This window comes from Bacillus sp. TE8-1 (assembly GCF_008368855.1).
GTDB classification, from domain to species: domain Bacteria; phylum Bacillota; class Bacilli; order Bacillales; family Bacillaceae_G; genus Bacillus_A; species Bacillus_A cereus.
Genome location: NZ_QPET01000005.1, coordinates 134,446 through 155,560, shown reverse-complemented (window position 1 = coordinate 155,560; position 21,115 = coordinate 134,446). Strand labels below are relative to the sequence as shown.

The window sequence follows — 21,115 nt, the reverse complement described above, 5'->3', positions numbered from 1 at the left end:
AATGGTTGTAAAAACGAAGATTGAAAACCAAGTACAACAATTTTTAGCATATATAACGGAGAAAAGAACGAATGTGGATGGTATTGCTGAGGATTTACTACAAATGGCACTGAGAAAGAAACAATTGTTTCAAAGGCGTAGTGCACATATAGTGAAAGCAACTGCGGATGTTTCTTTCATTAGACAATTAAATAGTAATGACCATCAAGAAATTGATTATCAAATACATTTTAAATATTTAATTAAGCATAAAGAATTATTTTATATTGAAGAGGAACAATTAAAACGAAGAGTTTGTTTAAATAATAGTCGAATTATAGGCGATTCTGCTATTGAAGTGTCAGAAGAAATTAGAATGGGTGAGACATTAGAAAGGGATATTACGAAAGAGAAGTACGGTTCTTATCAGTATAATCGTTTAGAGGCAGTGAAATATGCAGAGCGTTGGTGGGATGACCGGAATCCTATGTATCGTAATTTCCCTGATAATTGTACGAATTTCATTTCTCAATGTCTTCATACTGGAGAAGTACCTATGAACGGGTATCCTAATATTCGTAAAGGATGGTGGCAAAGGGAGAATCAGTGGAGTTGGAGCTGGGCTGTTGCACATTCTTTTTATTGGTATTTGTCAGGTGCTACAACAGGACTTCGAGCAGAGGCGGTAGAGAGGCCAGAAGAACTTATTCTTGGAGATGTCATTGCTTATGATTTCGAGGATGACGGAAGATGGAATCATACGACGATTGTAGTAGCAAAAGATGCAGATGGTATGCCGCTTGTAAATGCACATTCAGCGAATAGCCGTCGACGTTATTGGAACTATGAAGACTCTAGTAAATATACACCACAAATGAAATATAAATTCTTTCATATTATTAATGGGTAGAGATTTTTCGCTCAAGTGGTATAATACGTAGTAGACAAAAAACAGAGGTGAATATCGCGTGGGAGTACATGTTGTTTTATATCAGCCAGAAATTCCAGCAAATACAGGGAATATTGCTCGTACTTGTGCAGCAACTGGAACAGAATTACATTTGATTAGACCGCTTGGATTTTCAACGGATGATAAAATGTTAAAGCGTGCAGGATTAGATTATTGGCAGCACGTAAAAATTACGTATTATGATTCAATTGAAGAATTTTATGAAAAAAATAAAGACGGTGAATTCTTCTATTTAACAAAGTATGGCGAGAAAGCTCATACAGCGTTTGACTATAGCAAGCGTGAGAAGGATTACTATTTTGTATTTGGAAGAGAAACAAACGGCTTACCAGCTAATGTAATCGAAGAAAACTTTGATCATTGTTTACGTATTCCAATGACAGATAAAGTACGTTCATTAAATTTATCTAATACAGCAGCAATTTTAATTTATGAAGCGTTCCGTCAACAAAATTACCCTGGATTAGATTTAGAAATCGTTTATTAAAAGTCGCCATATGGCGACTTTTTTTTATAAAATAAAAATAATATATAATCATACATTTAAAAGAGAGGACATAATCATATAGAATGGGATATATGATTAAAAATAGATAAGACGGGTTGAGATAAATATGAAGGAAGAATATAGTCATCAAAATACCTTTTTAAGTATGATAGATATGGATTTAATTAGACAAGGATTATTACATGCTATTCAAGATTTAGTATTCATATTGAAAGTTATTGATAATGAAACGTTTCAATATATGTATGTGAATAAAATAGGAATGGATTATGCTAGGTTAAGCGAAGAGTGCTATGGAAAAACTTTTGCAGAAGTATTACCAAAAGATATAGCGGGGATATTGCAAAGGCAATATGCAAAAGTAGTGAGAGAAGCGAAAGCACACACCTTTTGTGATGTAGTCAATTTACCAAAAGGTGAGATACATTATGAATCTTCACTTAATCCTGTATGCGATGAAGAAGGAATATGTCAATTTGTTATTTGTATTACAAGAGATATTACAGCTCAAATTGAGGAGAAGACAAAGATAGAGGAAAAACAAATGTTATTTAAGTCGTTACTGGAATATAATAATGACTCAATTATATCTATAGATTCTATAGGGAGAGTTACATATGCAAATCCGGCAACGTATGAAATATTTGGATACCGGTATGAGGAATTAAATAATAAATTTATTTTTGAATTCATTAATAAAGAATATGAAAAAGATTTTCAAATTATATTTAAGGGATCGATGCAAGGAAAAGCAAAACAAATTGTTTCAAAGAAATATGTTCATAAAGAAGGGTACGAGCTATATATTTCTTTGAGAACTATCCCGATTATTGTGAACGGTGAAATTGTTGGGATTTATATTGTTACGAGAGATGTTACAAGGCAAGTATTAAACGAAATGCGAACAGAATATTTAGCTTACTATGACCAGTTAACGGGATTAATGAATAGAATTTCATGTACAAATAAGTTAAATACTTTTTTAAATGAGAGTGTAAATTTTGCACTTGTATTTATAGATTTAGATGAGTTTCATCGTATTAATGATACATTTGGTCATAAAGAGGGAGATAAAGTATTACAAAAAGTTACAGAATGTTTAAGCAATCTAAAAATAGAAGATATGCACTTATTTAGAGAACACGATGATCAATTTGTTATGTTGATAGAAAATATAACGAAAGAATATGTAGAGGAAGTTGCAAAAAGCATACTGAAAAATATTAGTGAATATTTTGTAATCGAAGAAGAAGATGTATATTTAAGTGCATCAATTGGAATTGTAATGGCTCCAGCAGATGGAGAAGATGAAAAAATACTATTTCAGAGGGTCGATGCTGCTTTAGAAAAAGCAAAAGAAAAAGGAAAAGGACATTATCATTTTTATTGTAGTGGATTAGACTGTGAGCGTGAACAAAGGTTTATAATAGAAAACCAGTTACATCGTGCTATAGAAAAAAATGAATTTTTCTTATATTATCAGCCACAAATTAATATTGAAACGAAAAAAATAGCTAGTATGGAAGCTTTAATAAGGTGGGAGAATAAGGAATTAGGATTTGTTTCTCCGAACCAATTTATTCCATTGGCGGAAAGAACAGGATTTATTATTAAGCTCGATGAATGGGTAGTAAATCAAGTGTGTCAGCAACTGCGCGAATGGTTAAATAAAGGATATGAAGTGGTCCCAATTGCGGTTAATATTTCAGCTAGACACTTTCGTTCTATTACATTAATAGAGATGATTACACGGGCTTTAAATAAGTACAATGTATCAGCTCATTTATTAGCGATAGAGGTTACAGAAGGAGCTCTTATACATAAAGATATATCAAAGAGAGTGTTACTACAATTAAAAGAACAAAATTTAAAGATTCATTTAGATGATTTTGGAACAGGCTATTCATCTTTAAGTTATTTAAAAACATATCCAATTGATACTTTAAAAATTGATCGTTCTTTTATGGAAGGTATACATATAGATGAACGTGATACGAATATTACAGCTGCAATTATTCATTTAGCTCATACTTTAGAATTGAATATAATTGCAGAAGGAGTAGAAAAAAAGGAGCAAATACAGTTTTTGAAAGAAAAGAATGTGAAGCTTGTACAAGGTTATTATTATAGCCGACCACTATCCAAATATGATATGGAAAATATGTATTATAAATAAAAAAATGATGTGCTAAAAGCACATCATTTTTTATGTGTACCTGGTTTGTCATTGTAACCGGATGTAAAAATAGCTGTAAGAAATGTGAGTGATACACCTAAAATTAATAATAATTTCATACTAATATCCTCCTTACTTTTTTCGGTTCATGAGTTTTATTTATTATCCAAAATGTATGTAAGGTTCTTAGAAGAAAAGAATTTATTTATAATGAATAGCAGTGTAAAAACGTTAATACCTATATTATACAGAATTTTCTTTGAATTTTGGAGAGAATTTTAGCGTGCTATTATATATTTCGTTTTGATTTAAAGAATGTTTAAGGACATCCTAGCATACCTTTTATAATAATCCGATTGAACAAGGAGATGGGGGAGGAGCTATAATGGATATTCTAAAAAAGATTGAACAGCATCGAGCAGCAGAAGAACGTTTACAATGGGAAGGTACGTTTGCGGAGTATTTGGAGCTTGTGAAAGAAAGACCATGGGTGGCTCAAACAGCACACTCTCGCATTTACAATATGATAAAAGACGCTGGAATTGAAGAAGTTGATGGTAGAAGAAAGTATAACTTCTTTAGTAATCAGCTCTTTGGATTAGAGGATGCTCTAGAACGTCTTGTAGAGGAATATTTTCATCCATCTGCAAAACGATTAGATGTTAGAAAAAGAATTTTATTATTAATGGGTCCTGTTAGTGGAGGGAAATCAACGTTAGTTACAATGTTGAAACGAGGATTAGAAACATATTCAAGAACAGATCGCGGAGCAATTTTTGCAATTAAAGGATGCCCAATGCACGAGGATCCACTGCATTTAATTCCACATCATTTACGAGATGATTTCTTTGATGAGTATGGGGTTAGAATTGAAGGGAATTTATCACCACTAAATGTCATGCGTTTAGAGCAAGAATACGGATCAAGAATTGAGGATGTAGTTGTAGAGCGTATTTTCTTCTCTGAAGATCGCCGTACAGGGATTGGTACATTTAGCCCGTCTGATCCAAAATCACAGGATATTGCAGATTTAACAGGTAGTCTGGACTTTTCTACGATTGCAGAATATGGTTCAGAATCAGATCCGCGTGCGTATCGATTTGATGGAGAATTAAATAAGGCAAACCGAGGAATGATGGAGTTCCAAGAGATGTTAAAATGCGATGAGAAGTTTTTATGGCACTTATTATCGCTTACACAAGAAGGGAATTTCAAAGCGGGAAGATTTGCGCTTATTTCAGCAGATGAATTAATTGTAGCGCATACGAATGAAACAGAGTATCGCTCATTTATAGCAAATAAGAAAAATGAAGCATTGCACTCAAGAATTATTGTAATGCCAGTTCCTTATAATTTACGAGTAAGTGAAGAAGAACATATTTATGAAAAAATGATTCGTGAAAGTGATGTATCGAATGTTCACATTGCACCACATACACTTCGCGTTGCAGCAATGTTCACTATTTTAACTCGTTTAAAAGATCCGAAGCGTCCGGATATTGATTTAATTAAAAAGATGCGTTTGTATGATGGAGAAACGGTAGAAGGTTATAATGCGATTGATGTAGAAGAATTACAACGCGAATATCAAGATGAAGGTATGAAGGGTATTGATCCTCGTTATGTCATTAACCGAATTTCGTCTACAATCATTCGAAAAGAGGTACCATCTATTAACGCGTTAGATGTACTTAGATCTTTAAAAGATGGGCTAGATCAGCATCCATCCATTAGTAATGAAGACCGTGAACGTTACATGAACTTCATCTCATTAGCGAGAAAAGAATACGATGAAATCGCGAAGAAAGAAGTACAAAAAGCGTTTGTTTATTCATATGAAGAATCAGCTAAGACGCTTATGGATAATTACTTAGATAACGTTGAGGCGTACTGCAATAAATCGAAATTACGTGATCCGTTAACAGGAGAAGAAATGAGTCCAGATGAAAAATTAATGCGCTCAATTGAAGAGCAAATTGGAATTTCAGAAAATGCTAAGAAAGCGTTCCGTGAAGAGATTTTAATTCGCATTTCTGCTTATGCCCGTAAAGGAAAACGCTTTGATTATAATTCACATGAACGTCTTCGTGAAGCGATTCAGAAAAAACTATTTGCTGATTTAAAAGATATAGTGAAAATTACAACATCAACGAAAACGCCGGACGAAAATCAGCTTAAGAAAATCAATGATGTTGTTGCGCGTTTAATTGATGAGCATGGTTATAATTCTTCTTCAGCAAATGAATTACTACGCTATGTAGGTAGCTTGTTAAACAGATAGTTTGATAACAAAACGCTGTCTCTTGTATTTTGCGGGACAGCGTTTTATTATCCGTTCATATGTGTATAAAGTGTCATACCTTGTCCAAATGTAATAAATTAAGATGCAATTTTATGAATTTATTGTCAATTATTTTTACAATATGCATATGATAGAGTAACCAACCATTCATACGAAAAAAGCCAACACAATACAATATGTTGCAAAGTAAAAATGTGTGCAACAATGCATTGTGTTTCTTTCTTATCAGTGGCTGAATATTTCTTTCTATTTATGTGAGTGGCAAAATTTTGTTTAGGATGCTCGGGGTATTGTATGAAAAACGTTATAAATGTTTATGGGATGATTTTCTGTGGGCAGTTACCTTTCAAATATTCTAGCTTGCATATTACAGAACAAAATTTATAGATTGCTGTTCATACAGGAAGACAATTACAGTAAGGAGGGAAAGGAATGGGCGAAGAAAATCAACCAAATTATACGATTTCACAGGAAAACTGGTCCCTCCATCGCAAAGGATATGACGACCAACAGCGCCATCAAGAAAAAGTACAAGAGGCAATTAAGAATAATTTACCCGATCTTGTAACAGAAGAAAGTATAGTTATGTCTAATGGCAAGGATGTTGTAAAAATACCAATTCGTTCTCTAGATGAATATAAGATTAGATACAATTATGATAAAAATAAACATGTTGGGCAAGGAAACGGTGACAGCAAAGTTGGTGATGTCGTTGCGAGAGATGGATCAGGTGGTCAAAAACAAAAAGGGCCAGGAAAAGGGCAAGGAGCAGGAGATGCAGCTGGGGAAGATTACTATGAAGCTGAAGTCTCTATTTTAGAATTAGAGCAAGCGTTTTTCAGAGAGTTAGAACTGCCTAATTTAAAGAGAAAAGAAATGGATGAAAACCGGATTGAACATGTTGAATTTAATGACATTAGAAAAACAGGATTATGGGGAAATATCGATAAGAAACGAACAATGATATCCGCATATAAACGAAATGCAATGAGTGGTAAAGCATCTTTTCATCCAATTCATCAAGAAGACTTAAAGTTCCGCACTTGGAATGAAGTATTAAAGCCAGATTCAAAAGCTGTTGTATTAGCGATGATGGATACGAGTGGATCGATGGGAATATGGGAGAAATATATGGCACGTAGCTTCTTTTTCTGGATGACAAGATTTTTACGCACAAAGTATGAAACAGTTGATATTGAATTTATTGCTCATCATACAGAAGCGAAAGTCGTTACAGAAGAAGAATTTTTCTCAAAAGGAGAAAGTGGCGGAACAATATGTTCCTCCGTATATAAAAAAGCATTAGAACTTATCGATAATAAATATTCACCAGACCGCTATAATATTTATCCATTCCATTTTTCAGATGGTGATAATTTAACATCAGATAATGCTAGATGTGTAAAGCTTGTTGAAGAGCTAATGAAGAAGTGTAATATGTTTGGGTATGGGGAAGTGAACCAGTATAACCGCCATAGTACACTCATGTCAGCCTATAAAAATATTAAAGATGATAATTTCAGATATTATATTTTAAAGCAAAAAGCAGACGTATTTCATGCGATGAAAAGCTTTTTTAGAGAAGAATCAGGTGAGAAAATGGCATAACCTCTTTTAAAGAGGTTCTTTTTTTGTAAACTTTTTATTTTTTCAGTTGACAATGATAATGAAAATCATTATCATTTATTCGAGAAATGATTACATTTCGAATTATATATTTCGGAGGAGATGTAAAGTTGAAACAAAATAAAAGAAAACGTATAAATGCAATGATTATAGCGGCGGCGTTATCACTTCCGTTTGCTGTGTATTCAACACCTGCTTTAGCGGCAGTAGCAATTGAGGCGAATAAAACTGGACAAGGTTTAGAAGATGGTACATATGACGCTGTTATTAAAGCGTATAAAGATAAAACGAATGAAGAGTCTATGGCAGCTGTTTATATAAAGGATCCGAAATTAACAATTGAGAATGGAAAGAAAATTGTAACAGCAACATTAAGTGATAGTGATTTCTTTCAATACTTGAAAACAGAGGATATTCATACTCCAGGTGTGTTTCATGATGTGAAAGTAATATCAGAAGACAAAAAGAAAAATGGAACGAAAGTGATTCAGTTTGAAGTAGGGGAATTAGGAAAAAGGTATAATATGCGAATGCATATTTATATTCCAACAATGGCCTATGACAATAAGTACCAAGTACAGTTTGAAGTAAATACATTGAATTTAGATAAAGATGTTCCAGAAGCACAAAAGGAAAATAAAGAGGATAAAGTGGATCAACAAGATGCGAATGTAATAGTAGATAAGCAATTACAAAGGCATATTAATAAATATAACTTGAATAGAGAGAATCTAGATACTCCAATAACTAAGGAAGATTTATTAAAAGTTAAATCCTTAATAGTCGTTGAAGCTAAAAGTAAAGGAATAAAAGACGTAAGTGGTCTAGAATATATGACGAACTTAGAAAACTTAACGTTGGAAGAAGTTAAGTTAAAAAATATAAAATTTATCTCGGACTTGAGACAATTGAAATCATTAAGTATAACCTATGGTGAACTTGAAGATATTGGGCCTTTGGCTAAGTTAGAGCATATTGAGTTTTTAACTTTGAGAAACAATAAAATCTCAGATTTAAGCCCATTAAGCCAAATGAAGAAGATTAAAATGCTAGATTTAAATAGTAATTATATAAAAGATATTAAACCATTATTTACAGTGAAATCTTTAAGGACTTTGACTGTAGCAAATAATCAAATTAGTAATGATAACCTTGCTGGAATTGAGCAATTGAAAAATGTAAAAAACTTATCTTTAAGTAACAATGGACTTACGAATATTGAACATATTACATCAATGAAAAAATTAGTAGAGTTAGATCTTGCTAAAAATGAATTAGAAAACATCGAACCTTTATCAAGATTATCTACTGTACAATCACTTAATTTAGAAGAAAACTATATTTCAGATATAACGCCACTTAGTCACTTAACAGACTTATATGATTTAAAGCTAGGTTCAAATGAAATTTGTGATGTTAGACCTGTTCAAGAGCTAGGAAAAAGAATATATATCGATATTCAAAGACAAAAAATCTTTTTAGATAATGTAGAAAAAGATAAGGAAGTTAAAATACCTATCTATAATTTACAAGGAGAGCCACTTGATACTATTCAATTGAAGAGTGAAGATGGGATAGTTAATAATGGTTCTGTTAAATGGGGGACTACTGGTGAAAAAACATACGAATTTACGTTGGATATAAAGCCAGAAGAGAATCGTATTAAGTTTAATGGAACAGTAATTCAAAATGTTGTTGAAAGATTAGACGAAATCAAGGAAACAATAAAAGAGGATAATGAACAAAAGGAAAATGTAATTCTCGATAAAACTTTACAACAACATATTAATAAAGAGAATTTAGGTAGAGAGAATGTAAATGCTCCTATCACAAAAGAAGATTTATTACAGATTAAAAAACTAGAGATACTTAAAGAAAAAGGAAATGAGATAAAAAATATAACAGGTTTAGAGTACATGACGAACTTAGAAAACCTCACTTTAGAAGGAGTAGGCCTGAAAAATATTGAGTTCATCTCAAACTTGAAACAATTGAATAATGTGAATGTATCTCATAATCAAATTGAAGATATAACACCACTATCTTCATTGGAAAATTTACAGTGGTTAAATCTTGCGGACAATCATATTAAAGATGTAACGGTTATTGGTTCCATGCTAAACTTATTTAGCTTAAATCTAGCTGGGAATGAGATTCGTGATGTAAGGCCGTTAATACAATTAGGTCAGTGGGGAACAATTGATGTTAGAAGGCAAAAAGTCATTTTGGATGATGCAGAAATAAATAAAGAAGTGATAATTCCTATATATGATTTAGAAGGAGAGCCAATTGAAAAGATTACACTAAAGAGTGAAGGTGGAACACTTACTGATGAGGGAATTATTTGGAGTACTCTAGGGGAAAAAATATATGAATTTGATTTAGATGCAGATCATTATGAGACTGGCATATTATATAGTGGCATTGTAATGCAGAATATAGTAGAAAAATTAATACCAAAAGAAGAAGTGAAAGAACCAGCAAAAGAAGTTGAAGAAACAAAAGAAGAAGTGAAAGAACCGATAAAAGAAGTTGAAGAAACAAAAGAAGAAGTGAAAGAACCGATAAAAGAAGTTGAAGAAGTAAAAGAACCGGTAAAAGAAGTTGAAGAAACAAAAGAAGAAGTGAAAGAACCGGTAAAAGAAGTTGAAGAAACAAAAGAAGAAAACCGGTAAAAGAAGTTGAAGGTACAAAAGAAGAAGTGAAAGAACCGGTAAAAGAAGTAAAAGAGGAAGTAAAAGAGCCAACGAAAGAAGTTGAAGAAGCGAAAGAGGAAGTGGACGAGCCAACAACAGGAGTTGAAGGATCGAAAGTGGAGGTAAAAGAAACAGGAAAAAAAATTGAAGGTTCAAAAGACGCGGTAAATCAATCAGCAGTAGTCCAAGAACAAAACGTGAATAATCAAGTTGTGAAAGAAAATAAACCAGCTGTTAATAAGCAAGAAGAAAGTAAGAAATCATTAGGAGCAACAGGTGGACAAGAGAATACATCAACATTACTTTCAGGCATAGCGTTAGTTCTTTCAGCACTGAGTATGTTTGTATTTAGAAAGAGATTATTTAAGAAATGAAAAACGTTTTATCTTATTATAACGTAAGATGATTATATGAGTTTTTGAGAAGACATTATCATGGCGATTTCATTTTGAAATATGCTTATGGTGATGTCTTTTTTAGAAGGATATAAATGGAAAAGGTGTGAATATATTAGTGAAGGAGGAGAGGTTATGTATGTCAGTTCTATTTTGAAAATTGAAGAGGTGGCAGCATTTATTGCGAATATGAATAAAGATGCTACTCATCATGTTGGCTATTGTGGAGATGAGAAAGAGGAGTTGTTACAGACAATTATTCATGATTTTTCAGATATAGGCTGGGAACAATCTTTTGTTGCTACTTATGAGAATAATAATTTAATAGGTTTATTAGGATTTGATGTGGATGAAGTAAAGAAATGTGCAGAGATATGGGGACCGTTTATTATCGCAGAGAATTGGGAAGAAGTTGCTTTACATATGTGGAAGGAACTTATAGAAAAGGTGCCTTTTCATATTGAGAGATTTTATGGTTTTTATCATGTGGAAAATAATAATTGTGCCCGTTTAATGAGGAATTTACATGCAAAAGAACAAGGTCGACATAGTATTCTCGTTTTAAATAATATTGTGGAGCACCGTATTATATGTAATGTAGAAGAGGCTTTACCACAAGTGTTTGAGCAGTTTATCGCTTTACACAATCATGTGTTTTCTAATACGTATTATGACGGAAACGAAATTATTGAACGTTTAAGTAATACGAATAAATTATTTGTAAGTATGAAGAATGATAAGTTAGAAGGTTATGTATATGTGGAAGTAAATCCAGAGTTTCAAGAAGCGAATATCGAATTTATTGCAACCGCTGAAAATAGTAGAAGAAAAGGTGTCGGAGAGCGGTTATTACAAAAGGTAATTCAGTATATTATTTCCTTCCAAGGAATGAAGGAGATAGAATTATGTTTGAATACGAATAATGATCGTGCGATGAAATTGTACAAGAAAGTAGGATTTGAGGAGAAGGCATGTTTACAACACTATATAATAGAGTGAAAACCCATTCGTATGAAAATTATATTTCATACGAATGGGTTTTATTAATCTACTTTTCCCTCAGTTGTTACGGATTCAGAAGTAATTTGAGGTGCTAATCGTTACATAACCTTTTTTATTTTTTGAGATACTTCTTTTGTTTGCAAATTAACATCTTCTTTTCGCAGCTCCTTAAAGAGCGAAATGACCATAAGAACGACTACGATAGAAAATGGTAGTGCTGCGATGATAGCTGCGATTTGTAGTGCATTTAATCCTCCAGCTTGTAATAAAATAGCGGCAATTATCGCGATTGTTAATCCCCATATAAGTTTTAAACTATTTTTCGGTGATAAGCTTCCGTTACTCGTTTGCATGGAAACGACAAATGTTGCTGAATCGGCAGAAGTAACGAAAAATGTGGCTACTAGAATCAACCCGATAATCGTTAAAAATGTAGAGAATGGTAGGTGTGAAATAACAGCAAATAATCCAATCTCTGTACCATTTTTTGCAATTTCATCAGCTATTCCAAGCGATTGGAACATTTCCATATGGATTGCGGTACCACCAGATACTGCAAACCAAAATGTACAGATAAGAGTCGGGACTAATACAACTCCAAAAATAAATTCTTTTATTGTGCGCCCTTTAGAAATACGTGCGATAAATGTGCCGACGAATGGAGACCAAGAGATCCACCATCCCCAATAGAAAATAGTCCAGTTTTCAATCCAAGAAGAAGATTTTTCACTAAATGCTCCTAAATTTAATCCCATACTAGGCAAAGCTCCAATATAAGAACCGAGTGTAGATGTGAAATATTTCATAATAAATACGGTTGGCCCTAAAAATAAAAAGGAGACGAGTAAAATACCTGCAAGAGAGAAATTTAAGTTACTCAAATATTTAATCCCACGATCTAAGCCAGTTTGTGCACTCGTTAAATATAAAACGGCGAAGATGGCGATAAGTACGAGCTGTGTAAGTAAAGTGTTATGAATAGAAGGGAATAAATAGCTTAATCCTCCAGCAATTTGTTGAGCACCAATCCCAACAGATGGTACAATGCCAAATACTGTGGCTAAAACAGCTAAAATATCGACTGTTTTTCCGATACGAGAATTTTTCGATCGATTACATAATGGAGTAACTGTAGCCCCGATAGTGCTACCTTTTTGTTTGCGGAATGTGAAATATGCAATTGTTAAAGCGACCATTGCGTATAGTGACCATGGAAAGAGACCCCAGTGGAAAAATGAATATTGCATAGCGAGTTTGGCACTTTCCTCTGTCCCCGCTTTTCCTGTTAATGGATCTGTAAAATGTGAAATCGGTTCAGCGATTCCATAAAAGAGGAGTCCAATTCCCATTCCTGCCCCAAACAACATGGATAGCCAAGATGGATAATTATATTTTGGCTTTTCTCCATCTTTACCAAGACGAATAGAACCGTACTTGGAAAATGCTAAATAAGCAGCCAAAATAATCATTGTAGTCATAAGTAGAGAGTAAAACCATCCAAATTTATTGAGGATAAATGAGTTTAAAGAAGATGTAACACTTTGTAAATCGTAGCCTTGTATCCAACTTGCTGGGGTAATTCCCCATATAATGAATAATGTTGTTAGCAAGAAGGAGATATAAAATACACTGTTTTCTTTTTTTATCATAGAATCCCACCCTTATTTAATAAAGTTAACAATTATAATAATCATAACAATTAAGTTTTTAATTGTCAAAAAATTCCCTTTTTATAATGTGAAAGGATGCAATTTGTTTTAGGGAGGTAAAGAGCAATGCGTTCACGATATGTACAAATTATAGGAAGAAATAATATGAAATATTGCATTTTATATTGTTACATCCAGATTTTATGTTAAATTCTTGAATGGAATATTAAAATAGGGGGCAAGGATATGAACAAGAAATCAAAGATCAATAAAGTGATGCTTAGCATTAGTACAATGGCTTTATCGTTAGGCGCACTTCAAACTCATGCAGCAGCGGAAGAAAAAGTACCGTATAACGTGTTAAAAACGAAACCGGTTGGAATTGAAAAGTCGGTAGATGAAGTTGGACATATTTCAAAAGTTGATGAAACTTTATCATTTCAAGAACGTTTAAAAGTAGGAGATTTTTCACAGCGACCAGCATCTATTAAGAAGAAAACTGCAGTAAAGCAGGTTAAAGAAAGCTATTCAATGGCTGATTTAAACAAAATGAATGACCAAGAATTAGTTGAAACGTTAGGCAGTATTAAATGGCACCAAATTACAGACTTATTCCAGTTTAATGAAGATGCAAAGGCTTTTTATAAAGATAAAGGAAAAATGCAAGTCATTATAGATGAATTAGCTCATAGAGGTAGTACATTTACGAAAGATGATTCAAAAGGAATTCAAACGTTTACTGAAGTGCTGCGTTCAGCTTTTTATCTTGCATTTTATAATAGTGAATTAAGCGACTTAAATGAAAGAAGCTTCCAGGATAAATGTTTACCTGCTTTAAAAGCAATCGCAAAAAATCCAAACTTTAAGCTTGGTACAGTTGAACAAGATACAGTCGTATCTGCGTACGGTAAATTAATTAGTAATGCTTCAAGCGATGTTGAAACGGTTCAATATGCATCGAATATTTTAAAGCAATACAATGATAATTATACTACTTATGTAAATGATCGAATGAAGGGACAAGCAATATACGATATTATGCAAGGTATTGACTATGATATGCAGTCGTACTTAACTGAGGCTCGTAAAGAAGCGAATGAAACGATGTGGTATGGAAAAGTAGATGGGTTTATTAATGAAATAAATCGTATTGCTCTTCTAAATGAAGTAACGCCAGAAAATAAATGGCTCGTTAATAATGGCATTTATTTTGCTAGCCGTTTAGGGAAGTTTCATAGCAATCCAAATAAAGGATTAGAGGTTGTTACACAAGCAATGCATATGTACCCGCGCTTAAGTGAACCGTATTTTGTTGCGGTAGAACAAATTACAACAAATTATAATGGTAAAGATTATAGCGGGAATACAGTAGATTTAGAGAAAATACGTAAAGAAGGAAAAGAGCAATACCTACCAAAAACGTATACATTCGACGATGGATCAATTGTGTTCAAAACAGGAGATAAAGTATCAGAAGAAAAAATTAAGAGACTATATTGGGCTGCGAAGGAAGTAAAGGCACAGTATCACCGTGTAATTGGAAATGACAAAGCGTTAGAGCCAGGAAATGCGGATGATGTATTAACGATCGTAATTTATAATAGTCCAGATGAATATCAGTTAAATAGACAATTGTATGGATATGAAACAAACAACGGTGGAATTTATATTGAAGAGACAGGTACATTCTTTACATATGAGCGTACACCAGAGCAAAGTATTTATAGTTTAGAAGAGTTATTCCGTCATGAATTTACTCATTATCTGCAAGGGAGATATGAAGTTCCTGGTTTATTTGGAAGAGGAGATATGTATCAAAATGAAAGGCTAACTTGGTTCCAAGAAGGAAATGCAGAGTTTTTCGCAGGATCTACTCGTACGAATAACGTTGTACCAAGAAAGAGTATAATTAGCGGATTATCATCTGATCCTGCAAGCCGTTATACAGCAGAGCGTACACTATTTGCTAAATACGGTTCTTGGGATTTCTATAATTACTCGTTCGCATTGCAGTCTTACTTATATACGCATCAGTTTGAAACATTTGATAAAATTCAAGATTTGATTCGTGCGAATGACGTGAAAAATTATGATGCATATCGTGAAAATCTAAGTAAAGATCCTAAGTTAAATAAAGAGTATCAAGAGTATATGCAGCAGTTAATTGATAATCAAGATAAATATAATGTACCGGAAGTAGCAGATGATTATTTAGCTGAACATGCACCGAAATCGTTAACTGAAGTGAAAAAAGAAATTAGTGATACGTTGCCTATGAAAGATACAAAAATGACAAAACATAATTCTCAATTCTTTAATACATTTACATTAGAAGGTACGTATACAGGTAGTGTCACAAAAGGTGAATCAGAAGATTGGAAAGCAATGAGTAAAAGAGTAAATGAATCTTTAGAACAATTGGCGCAAAAAGAATGGAGTGGCTACAAAACTGTTACAGCATACTTCGTCAATTATCGTGTGAATAGCTCAAATGAATTTGAATATGATGTAGTCTTCCATGGAATCGCAAAAGATGATGGAGAAAATAAAGCTCCAACGGTTAATATAAATGGCCCTTATAGCGGTCTTGTAAAAGAGGGAATTCAATTTAAAAGTGATGGCTCAAACGATGAAGATGGAAAAATTGTTTCTTATTTATGGGAATTTGGAGATGGAAGCACAAGTGTAGAAGTGAATCCAGTACATGTATATGAAAGAGAAGGTTCTTATAAAGTATCGTTAAGAGTAAAAGATGATAAAGGCAAAGAGAGTAGAAGCGAAACAACTGTTACGATTAAAGATGGAAGTTTAACAGAATCAGAACCAAATAATCGTCCAGAGGAAGCAAATCGTATCGGGCTAAATAGTACGATAAAAGGTAATCTTATTGGCGGGGACCACACTGATGTTTATACATTTAATGTAGCATCAGCGAAAGATATCGACATTTCTGTTTTAAATGAGTATGGAATTGGGATGACATGGGTACTTCACCATGAATCAGATATGCAAAATTATGCAGCTTACGGTCAAGCCAATGGGAATCATATAGAAGCGAAATTTAATGCAAAACCAGGCAAGTATTACTTGTATGTATATAAATATGATAATGGCGATGGAACGTACTCATTATCAGTAAAGTGAAACTTTAATCATTCATCCCCCAATGATTATTAGCCCACACCAATCGGGGGAAAATAAGCGCTTTTCCAATGTATGTTTAACTTTACTTTTTGTGGAAAATAGTATATTATATAGATATATAATATATCGGTTATTTTCTAGGAGGAGCCTGTCACAATAGGTTTCTCCTGTTCTTTTTTAGGGGCCTGTTTTACAGGCTTTTCTTTAAAGAGCAAATAACTGAAAATTAAGAACTATAATCTTTGAAAGAGGTGGGGCATACACATAACAAAAAAGGGATTGTTTAAGAAAGGGGGATAAGAAATGGTCTTGTTTGGTTATCCACTTGAAACAATTTATTTATATGGATTTATTATTGCTACTATACTCACTGTTATTTATATCTTCTTTGGAGATATATTTGAATCGATATTTAGTTTTGGGGGCGGATCTGTATCCGTTGTTACTTTATTACTTAGTTTCTTCGCCATGTTATGTGGGCTTAGTTATATAGGAGAGTACTTATTTTCCTTTAATAGTATTACTATTTTCGGGGCTGCATTTGCTATATCTTTTATCGGTGTTTTCATCATGAAAATACTAATTTTAAAACCGATTGCAGAAGCAGAACAAAATACGATGCAACGTATGGATGAATTTATTGGTTGCAAAGGAGAAGTCATTACGACAATTCCTACAGAAGGATTTGGTGAAGTATTAATTTTATCCCAATTTGGAAGTAATGCAATCCCAGCTAAAACTGTTGGAAAAAAAGATATTTCGCAAGGAACAGAGGTTATTATCGAGGGAGTCCAAGATGGTGTTTTACTTGTACAAAACATCGCTTATTCTTTAAAAAAACCAAAATTATAAGGGGGAATTTACATGACGATTCCATTAATTATCGGTGGAGTTTTACTGGCAATTTTAATTCTACTCATTTTAGTATTCATTACGAAGTATCGTACGGTTGGTCCAGATGAAGCGTTAATTGTTACAGGGAACTGGCTTGGTGGAGGAAAGAATGTTGTTACCACTGATGATGGAAAGAAGATTAAGATTATCCGCGGGGGCGGTACTTTCGTAGTTCCAATTATGCAAAGAGCAGAGCCTTTAAGCCTATTAAACTACAAATTAGAAGTTGGTACACGTGATACGTATACGAAGCAAGGTGTTCCAGTTACAGTAAATGGTGTTTCTATTATTAAAGTAGGTTCTACAATTGAAGAAGTATCTACTGCAGCTGAGCAATATTTAGGAAAAGAAACAGAAGAGTTAAAAGTAGAAGCAAAAGAGGTTTTAGAAGGTCACTTACGTGCAATCTTATCTTCTATGACAGTAGAGGATGCGTATAGTAATAGAGAGCAATTTGCTCAAAAGGTACATGAAGTAGCTTCTACAGATTTAAAGAAGATGGGACTTCGCATTGTTTCTTTCACAATTAAAGAAATAATGGATAAAAACGGATACTTAGATGCGCTTGGTCAGCCGCAAATTGCGACAGTTAAGCGTGATGCAACAATTGCAAATGCAGAGCGTGAAAAAGAAGCACGTATTGAAAAAGCACGTGCTGAAAAAGAGGCAAAAGAAGCAGAATATCAACGTGATGCACAAATCGCTGAAGCTGAAAAACATAAAGAATTAAAAGTACAGTCCTATAAGAGAGAACAAGAGCAAGCACGTGCAGATGCGGATCTTTCTTACGAATTACAACAAGCGAAAGCACAACAAGGTGTTACAGAAGAGCAAATGCGCGTTAAAATCATTGAGCGTGAAAAGCAAATCGAGTTAGAAGAAAAAGAGATTGCGCGTCGTGAAAAGCAATACGATGCAGAAGTTAAGAAAAAAGCAGATGCAGATCGCTATGCTGTTGAGCAATCAGCAGAAGCAGAAAAAGTAAAACAAATTAAAAAGGCAGATGCGGATCAATATAAGATTGAAGCTGAAGCGAGAGCTCGTGCGGAAGAAGTACGTGTGGAAGGTTTAGCGAAGGCGGAAATCGAAAAAGCGCAAGGTCAAGCGAAAGCGGAAGTACAAAAAGCGCAAGGTACAGCAGAAGCAGATGTTATTAGATTAAAAGGTTTAGCAGAAGCAGAAGCGAAACAAAAAATTGCTGAAGCATTTGAATTATATGGTCAAGCGGCAATTATGGATATGGTTCTTAAAATGCTTCCAAGTTATGCGAAGGAAGTTGCAAGTCCGCTTAGTAATATTGATAAAATCACAGTTGTCGATACAGGCGGCGGTGGTAAAAATAGCGGGGCCGGAAAAGTTGCGGGCTATGCCACTGATTTAATGGCAACGATGCAAGAAACGTTAAAGGCTTCTTCTGGAATTGACTTAAAAGAGCTATTAGAAGGATTTGCAGGAAAAGGAGCAGTGCAACAATTATCAAGTGATAAACCTGTTGTATCTGTAGTAGAAGATGAGAAAAAAGAAGTAGAAAAAGATAAAGAATAATAAGGTGGAAAGAACCTCTAGTAAGTGAAATACTAGAGGTTCTTCTGTGAATTATAATATTTCGAATAATATACATTTTTATACATTGTTTTAATTATTTAATTTATATAGAATGAAAAAGATATGTATCAATTCTTTATGATGTAGAAAAAGATAGAGAGTCTCATCGATACATTTAAATCGTATTATTTTTATAGAAAGATTAAATGTTAATTAATTACATTTAAAACGGTATGGAGGGGTAGAAGTATGTTTCAAGGGAAACTAAGGAGTAGTAGTTTAAAAACAAAGTTACTTGTATCATTTATTATTATTTTAGTTCTTCCAAGTATTGTAATTGGTTGGACGTCTTATCAACAGGCGAAGACGAATTTTAATGAAACGATTTTAAACTCGGCGAAAGATAATATAAAAATTTTGGATAATGTAATTAATAAAGAATTGGATAGTAAAAAAGTAGATGCAACTTATTTTACGAAATTATTCACACAATCAAGTTACCAAGCAGATCAAATTCAAAACATACAAAATAAACTAGAAGAATACAATAAACTGCATCCAGAAATGGAAGCAATCTATACAGGATCTAGTAATGGACAGTTCATTCAATCACCAGCTATTCAGATGCCAGATGGATATAATCCTACAGAAAGAGATTGGTATAAAGAGGCCGTGAAGAAAAGCGGAGAAGTAATTGTAACTGCTCCATATAAGTCAAAAACGACAGGGAATATTGTTATTACACTAGCAAAGCAAAACGAGGATAAAAGTGGAGTTCTTGGGATTGACTTAATCATTAATGATATTGTTACTACTTCCAAGATGGTTAATATCGGTAAGGAAGGATATGTAGCGATATTTGATCAAGATAAAAATGTAGTAGCGCACCCGAAAATGAAGCCAGGAGAGAAATTAGAAGAGAAACTTAGTAAAGAATTGTATAAACAGGAAGCTGGGGATTTTCATTATTCATTAGATGGTGAAGATCGCAATATCACTTTTAAAACGAATAAGAAAACTGGGTGGAAAATAGCAGGAATTATGCCTTCCAAAGAAATTATCGAAGCGGCTGAACCTATTTTCTATAAAACAGTAACTGTTCTTGGAATTTCACTAATAATCGGTGGGATTGTAATTTACTTCATAATTGCGTCTATTATTAAACCGTTAAAACAACTTGTCATATCATCGAAGAAGATTAGTGAAGGTGATTTAACAGAATCAATTACAGTTCATTCTAAAGATGAAATTGGACAGCTAGGAGAAAGTTTTAACGAGATGGCTGCATCGTTACAAAGTGTCATTTCCAATATAAACACTTCAGCAAGTCATGTAGCGGCATCTTCAGAAGAATTAACAGCTAGTATGAAGCAGACAAGCGAAGCGACGGAACAAATTACACAGGCGATAGAGCAAGTATCAAGTGGTGCAGAAATACAAACGAAAGAAGTTGAAGAAGGAGCAACATTGTTAGAAGAAGTTACAGAAGGAATTCAGCGTGTTGCAGATAGTTCTTCATTAGTATCTACAGCCTCTATGTATACGAAGAAAAAAGCTGAAAATGGTGGGAAGTTAGTTGAACAAACTGTGAATCAAATGCAATTAATTCATGAGTCTGTTTCACAGTCAGACAAAATCATTGGTTTGTTAGACGATAAGTCGAAACAAATTGGAGCAATCCTTGAAGTGATTCAACATATTGCAGAACAGACAAATTTATTAGCGTTAAATGCGGCAATTGAGGCTGCGAGAGCTGGAGAGCAAGGAAGAGGATTTGCAATTGTAGCAGATGAAGTGCGAAAGCTAGCAGAACAATCAGGACAGTCTTCTACGGAAATTGGGAAACTAGTGAAAGAGATTCAATTTGATATAAAAGAAACAGTAAGCTCTATGAATCAAGTTGGAGCAGAAGTACAATCAGGACTTGTAGTTGCAAATGAAACGAAGCAAAGCTTTGCTGAAATATTGAAATCTACGGATGATACAGTTGTACAAATTGATAACATGGTAGATGTAGCAAAACAAATGACGGTAGATGCAAAACAAGTAAGTGCATCTATTAATGAAATTGCAGCTACAATTGAAGAAAATGCAGCAAGCGTTCAAAATATTGCTGGTTCCTCTGAGGAACAATTAGCTTCAGTAGATGAAATAAATGCAGCAGCAGTCCATTTATCACAAATGGCAGAAGAATTACAAGAGATGATTAGTAAGTTTAAAGTGTAATAA

The 21,115-nt window shown here is 33.5% G+C and carries 11 protein-coding genes and 2 pseudogenes; 12 read left to right on the top strand and 1 reads right to left on the bottom strand.

Annotated elements, in window-relative coordinates:
• Position 1: 1 nt before the first annotated feature.
• From DN404_RS05775 to DN404_RS05745, 7 genes and pseudogenes are all read left to right on the top strand, one after another.
• Positions 2-889 carry an amidase domain-containing protein gene (locus tag DN404_RS05775; RefSeq protein ID WP_000260591.1) on the top strand — a complete coding sequence of 296 codons (888 nt, stop codon included), beginning with the start codon at positions 2-4 and terminating at the stop codon, positions 887-889.
• A 58-nt stretch (positions 890-947) separates the two neighbouring features.
• Positions 948-1,436, top strand: a complete 489-nt coding sequence (gene trmL, locus DN404_RS05770; RefSeq protein ID WP_000538147.1) for a tRNA (uridine(34)/cytosine(34)/5-carboxymethylaminomethyluridine(34)-2'-O)-methyltransferase TrmL — start codon at positions 948-950, stop codon at positions 1,434-1,436.
• Between the two features lie 127 nt (positions 1,437-1,563).
• Entirely contained in the window at positions 1,564-3,633 is a 2,070-nt protein-coding gene (locus DN404_RS05765) for a sensor domain-containing protein (RefSeq protein WP_000657158.1), read from the top strand.
• Positions 3,634-4,018: 385 nt separating this feature from the next.
• A complete protein-coding gene (locus DN404_RS05760) occupies positions 4,019-5,914 on the top strand; it encodes a PrkA family serine protein kinase (protein ID WP_000353273.1) in 1,896 nt (631 codons plus the stop codon).
• A 453-nt stretch (positions 5,915-6,367) separates the two neighbouring features.
• On the top strand, positions 6,368-7,543 hold the full coding sequence (gene yhbH, locus DN404_RS05755) for a sporulation protein YhbH (RefSeq protein WP_000503519.1): 1,176 nt from the start codon (positions 6,368-6,370) through the stop codon (positions 7,541-7,543).
• A 128-nt stretch (positions 7,544-7,671) separates the two neighbouring features.
• A pseudogene (locus DN404_RS05750) lies at positions 7,672-10,631 on the top strand (NEAT domain-containing protein).
• A 156-nt stretch (positions 10,632-10,787) separates the two neighbouring features.
• Positions 10,788-11,651, top strand: coding sequence for a GNAT family N-acetyltransferase (locus DN404_RS05745; RefSeq protein WP_006925081.1), 864 nt, complete (start codon positions 10,788-10,790; stop codon positions 11,649-11,651).
• Positions 11,652-11,752: 101 nt separating this feature from the next.
• Here the strand turns inward: DN404_RS05745 and opuD are convergent, their stop codons facing one another.
• Entirely contained in the window at positions 11,753-13,303 is a 1,551-nt protein-coding gene (gene opuD / locus DN404_RS05740) for a glycine betaine transporter OpuD (protein ID WP_149214811.1), read from the bottom strand.
• Between the two features lie 246 nt (positions 13,304-13,549).
• On the opposite strand from opuD, the gene colA reads away from it, so the two are divergent.
• The 5 genes and pseudogenes from colA (at position 13,550) to DN404_RS31260 (ending at position 21,112) form a co-directional block, all read left to right on the top strand.
• A complete protein-coding gene (gene colA, locus DN404_RS05735; protein ID WP_001036404.1) occupies positions 13,550-16,447 on the top strand; it encodes a collagenase ColA in 2,898 nt (965 codons plus the stop codon).
• A 303-nt stretch (positions 16,448-16,750) separates the two neighbouring features.
• A complete protein-coding gene (locus tag DN404_RS05730) occupies positions 16,751-17,299 on the top strand; it encodes an NfeD family protein (protein ID WP_000242444.1) in 549 nt (182 codons plus the stop codon).
• 12 nt (positions 17,300-17,311) lie between these two features.
• Entirely contained in the window at positions 17,312-18,886 is a 1,575-nt protein-coding gene (locus DN404_RS05725; RefSeq protein ID WP_000155019.1) for a flotillin family protein, read from the top strand.
• 249 nt (positions 18,887-19,135) lie between these two features.
• Positions 19,136-20,170, top strand: a pseudogene (locus DN404_RS31265) (HAMP domain-containing protein); the annotation flags it as partial.
• The gene (locus tag DN404_RS31260) at positions 20,165-21,112 is read left to right on the top strand and encodes a methyl-accepting chemotaxis protein (RefSeq protein WP_370512796.1); all 948 of its coding nucleotides are present in this window, start codon (positions 20,165-20,167) and stop codon (positions 21,110-21,112) included. The pseudogene DN404_RS31265 and the gene DN404_RS31260, both read left to right, overlap by 6 nt.
• Positions 21,113-21,115: the final 3 nt, after the last annotated feature.

What these genes read in the sequence shown, in the direction of transcription:
- DN404_RS05775 (WP_000260591.1), top strand. Translation starts at nt 2, where the DNA reads ATGGTTGTAAAAACGAAGATTGAAAACCAAGTACAACAATTTTTAGCA.
- DN404_RS05765 (WP_000657158.1), top strand. Translation starts at nt 1,564, where the DNA reads ATGAAGGAAGAATATAGTCATCAAAATACCTTTTTAAGTATGATAGAT.
- DN404_RS05760 (WP_000353273.1), top strand. Translation starts at nt 4,019, where the DNA reads ATGGATATTCTAAAAAAGATTGAACAGCATCGAGCAGCAGAAGAACGT.
- yhbH (WP_000503519.1), top strand. Translation starts at nt 6,368, where the DNA reads ATGGGCGAAGAAAATCAACCAAATTATACGATTTCACAGGAAAACTGG.
- DN404_RS05745 (WP_006925081.1), top strand. Translation starts at nt 10,788, where the DNA reads ATGTATGTCAGTTCTATTTTGAAAATTGAAGAGGTGGCAGCATTTATT.
- opuD (WP_149214811.1), bottom strand. Translation starts at nt 13,303, where the DNA reads ATGATAAAAAAAGAAAACAGTGTATTTTATATCTCCTTCTTGCTAACA.
- colA (WP_001036404.1), top strand. Translation starts at nt 13,550, where the DNA reads ATGAACAAGAAATCAAAGATCAATAAAGTGATGCTTAGCATTAGTACA.
- DN404_RS05730 (WP_000242444.1), top strand. Translation starts at nt 16,751, where the DNA reads ATGGTCTTGTTTGGTTATCCACTTGAAACAATTTATTTATATGGATTT.
- DN404_RS05725 (WP_000155019.1), top strand. Translation starts at nt 17,312, where the DNA reads ATGACGATTCCATTAATTATCGGTGGAGTTTTACTGGCAATTTTAATT.
- DN404_RS31260 (WP_370512796.1), top strand. Translation starts at nt 20,165, where the DNA reads ATGGCTGCATCGTTACAAAGTGTCATTTCCAATATAAACACTTCAGCA.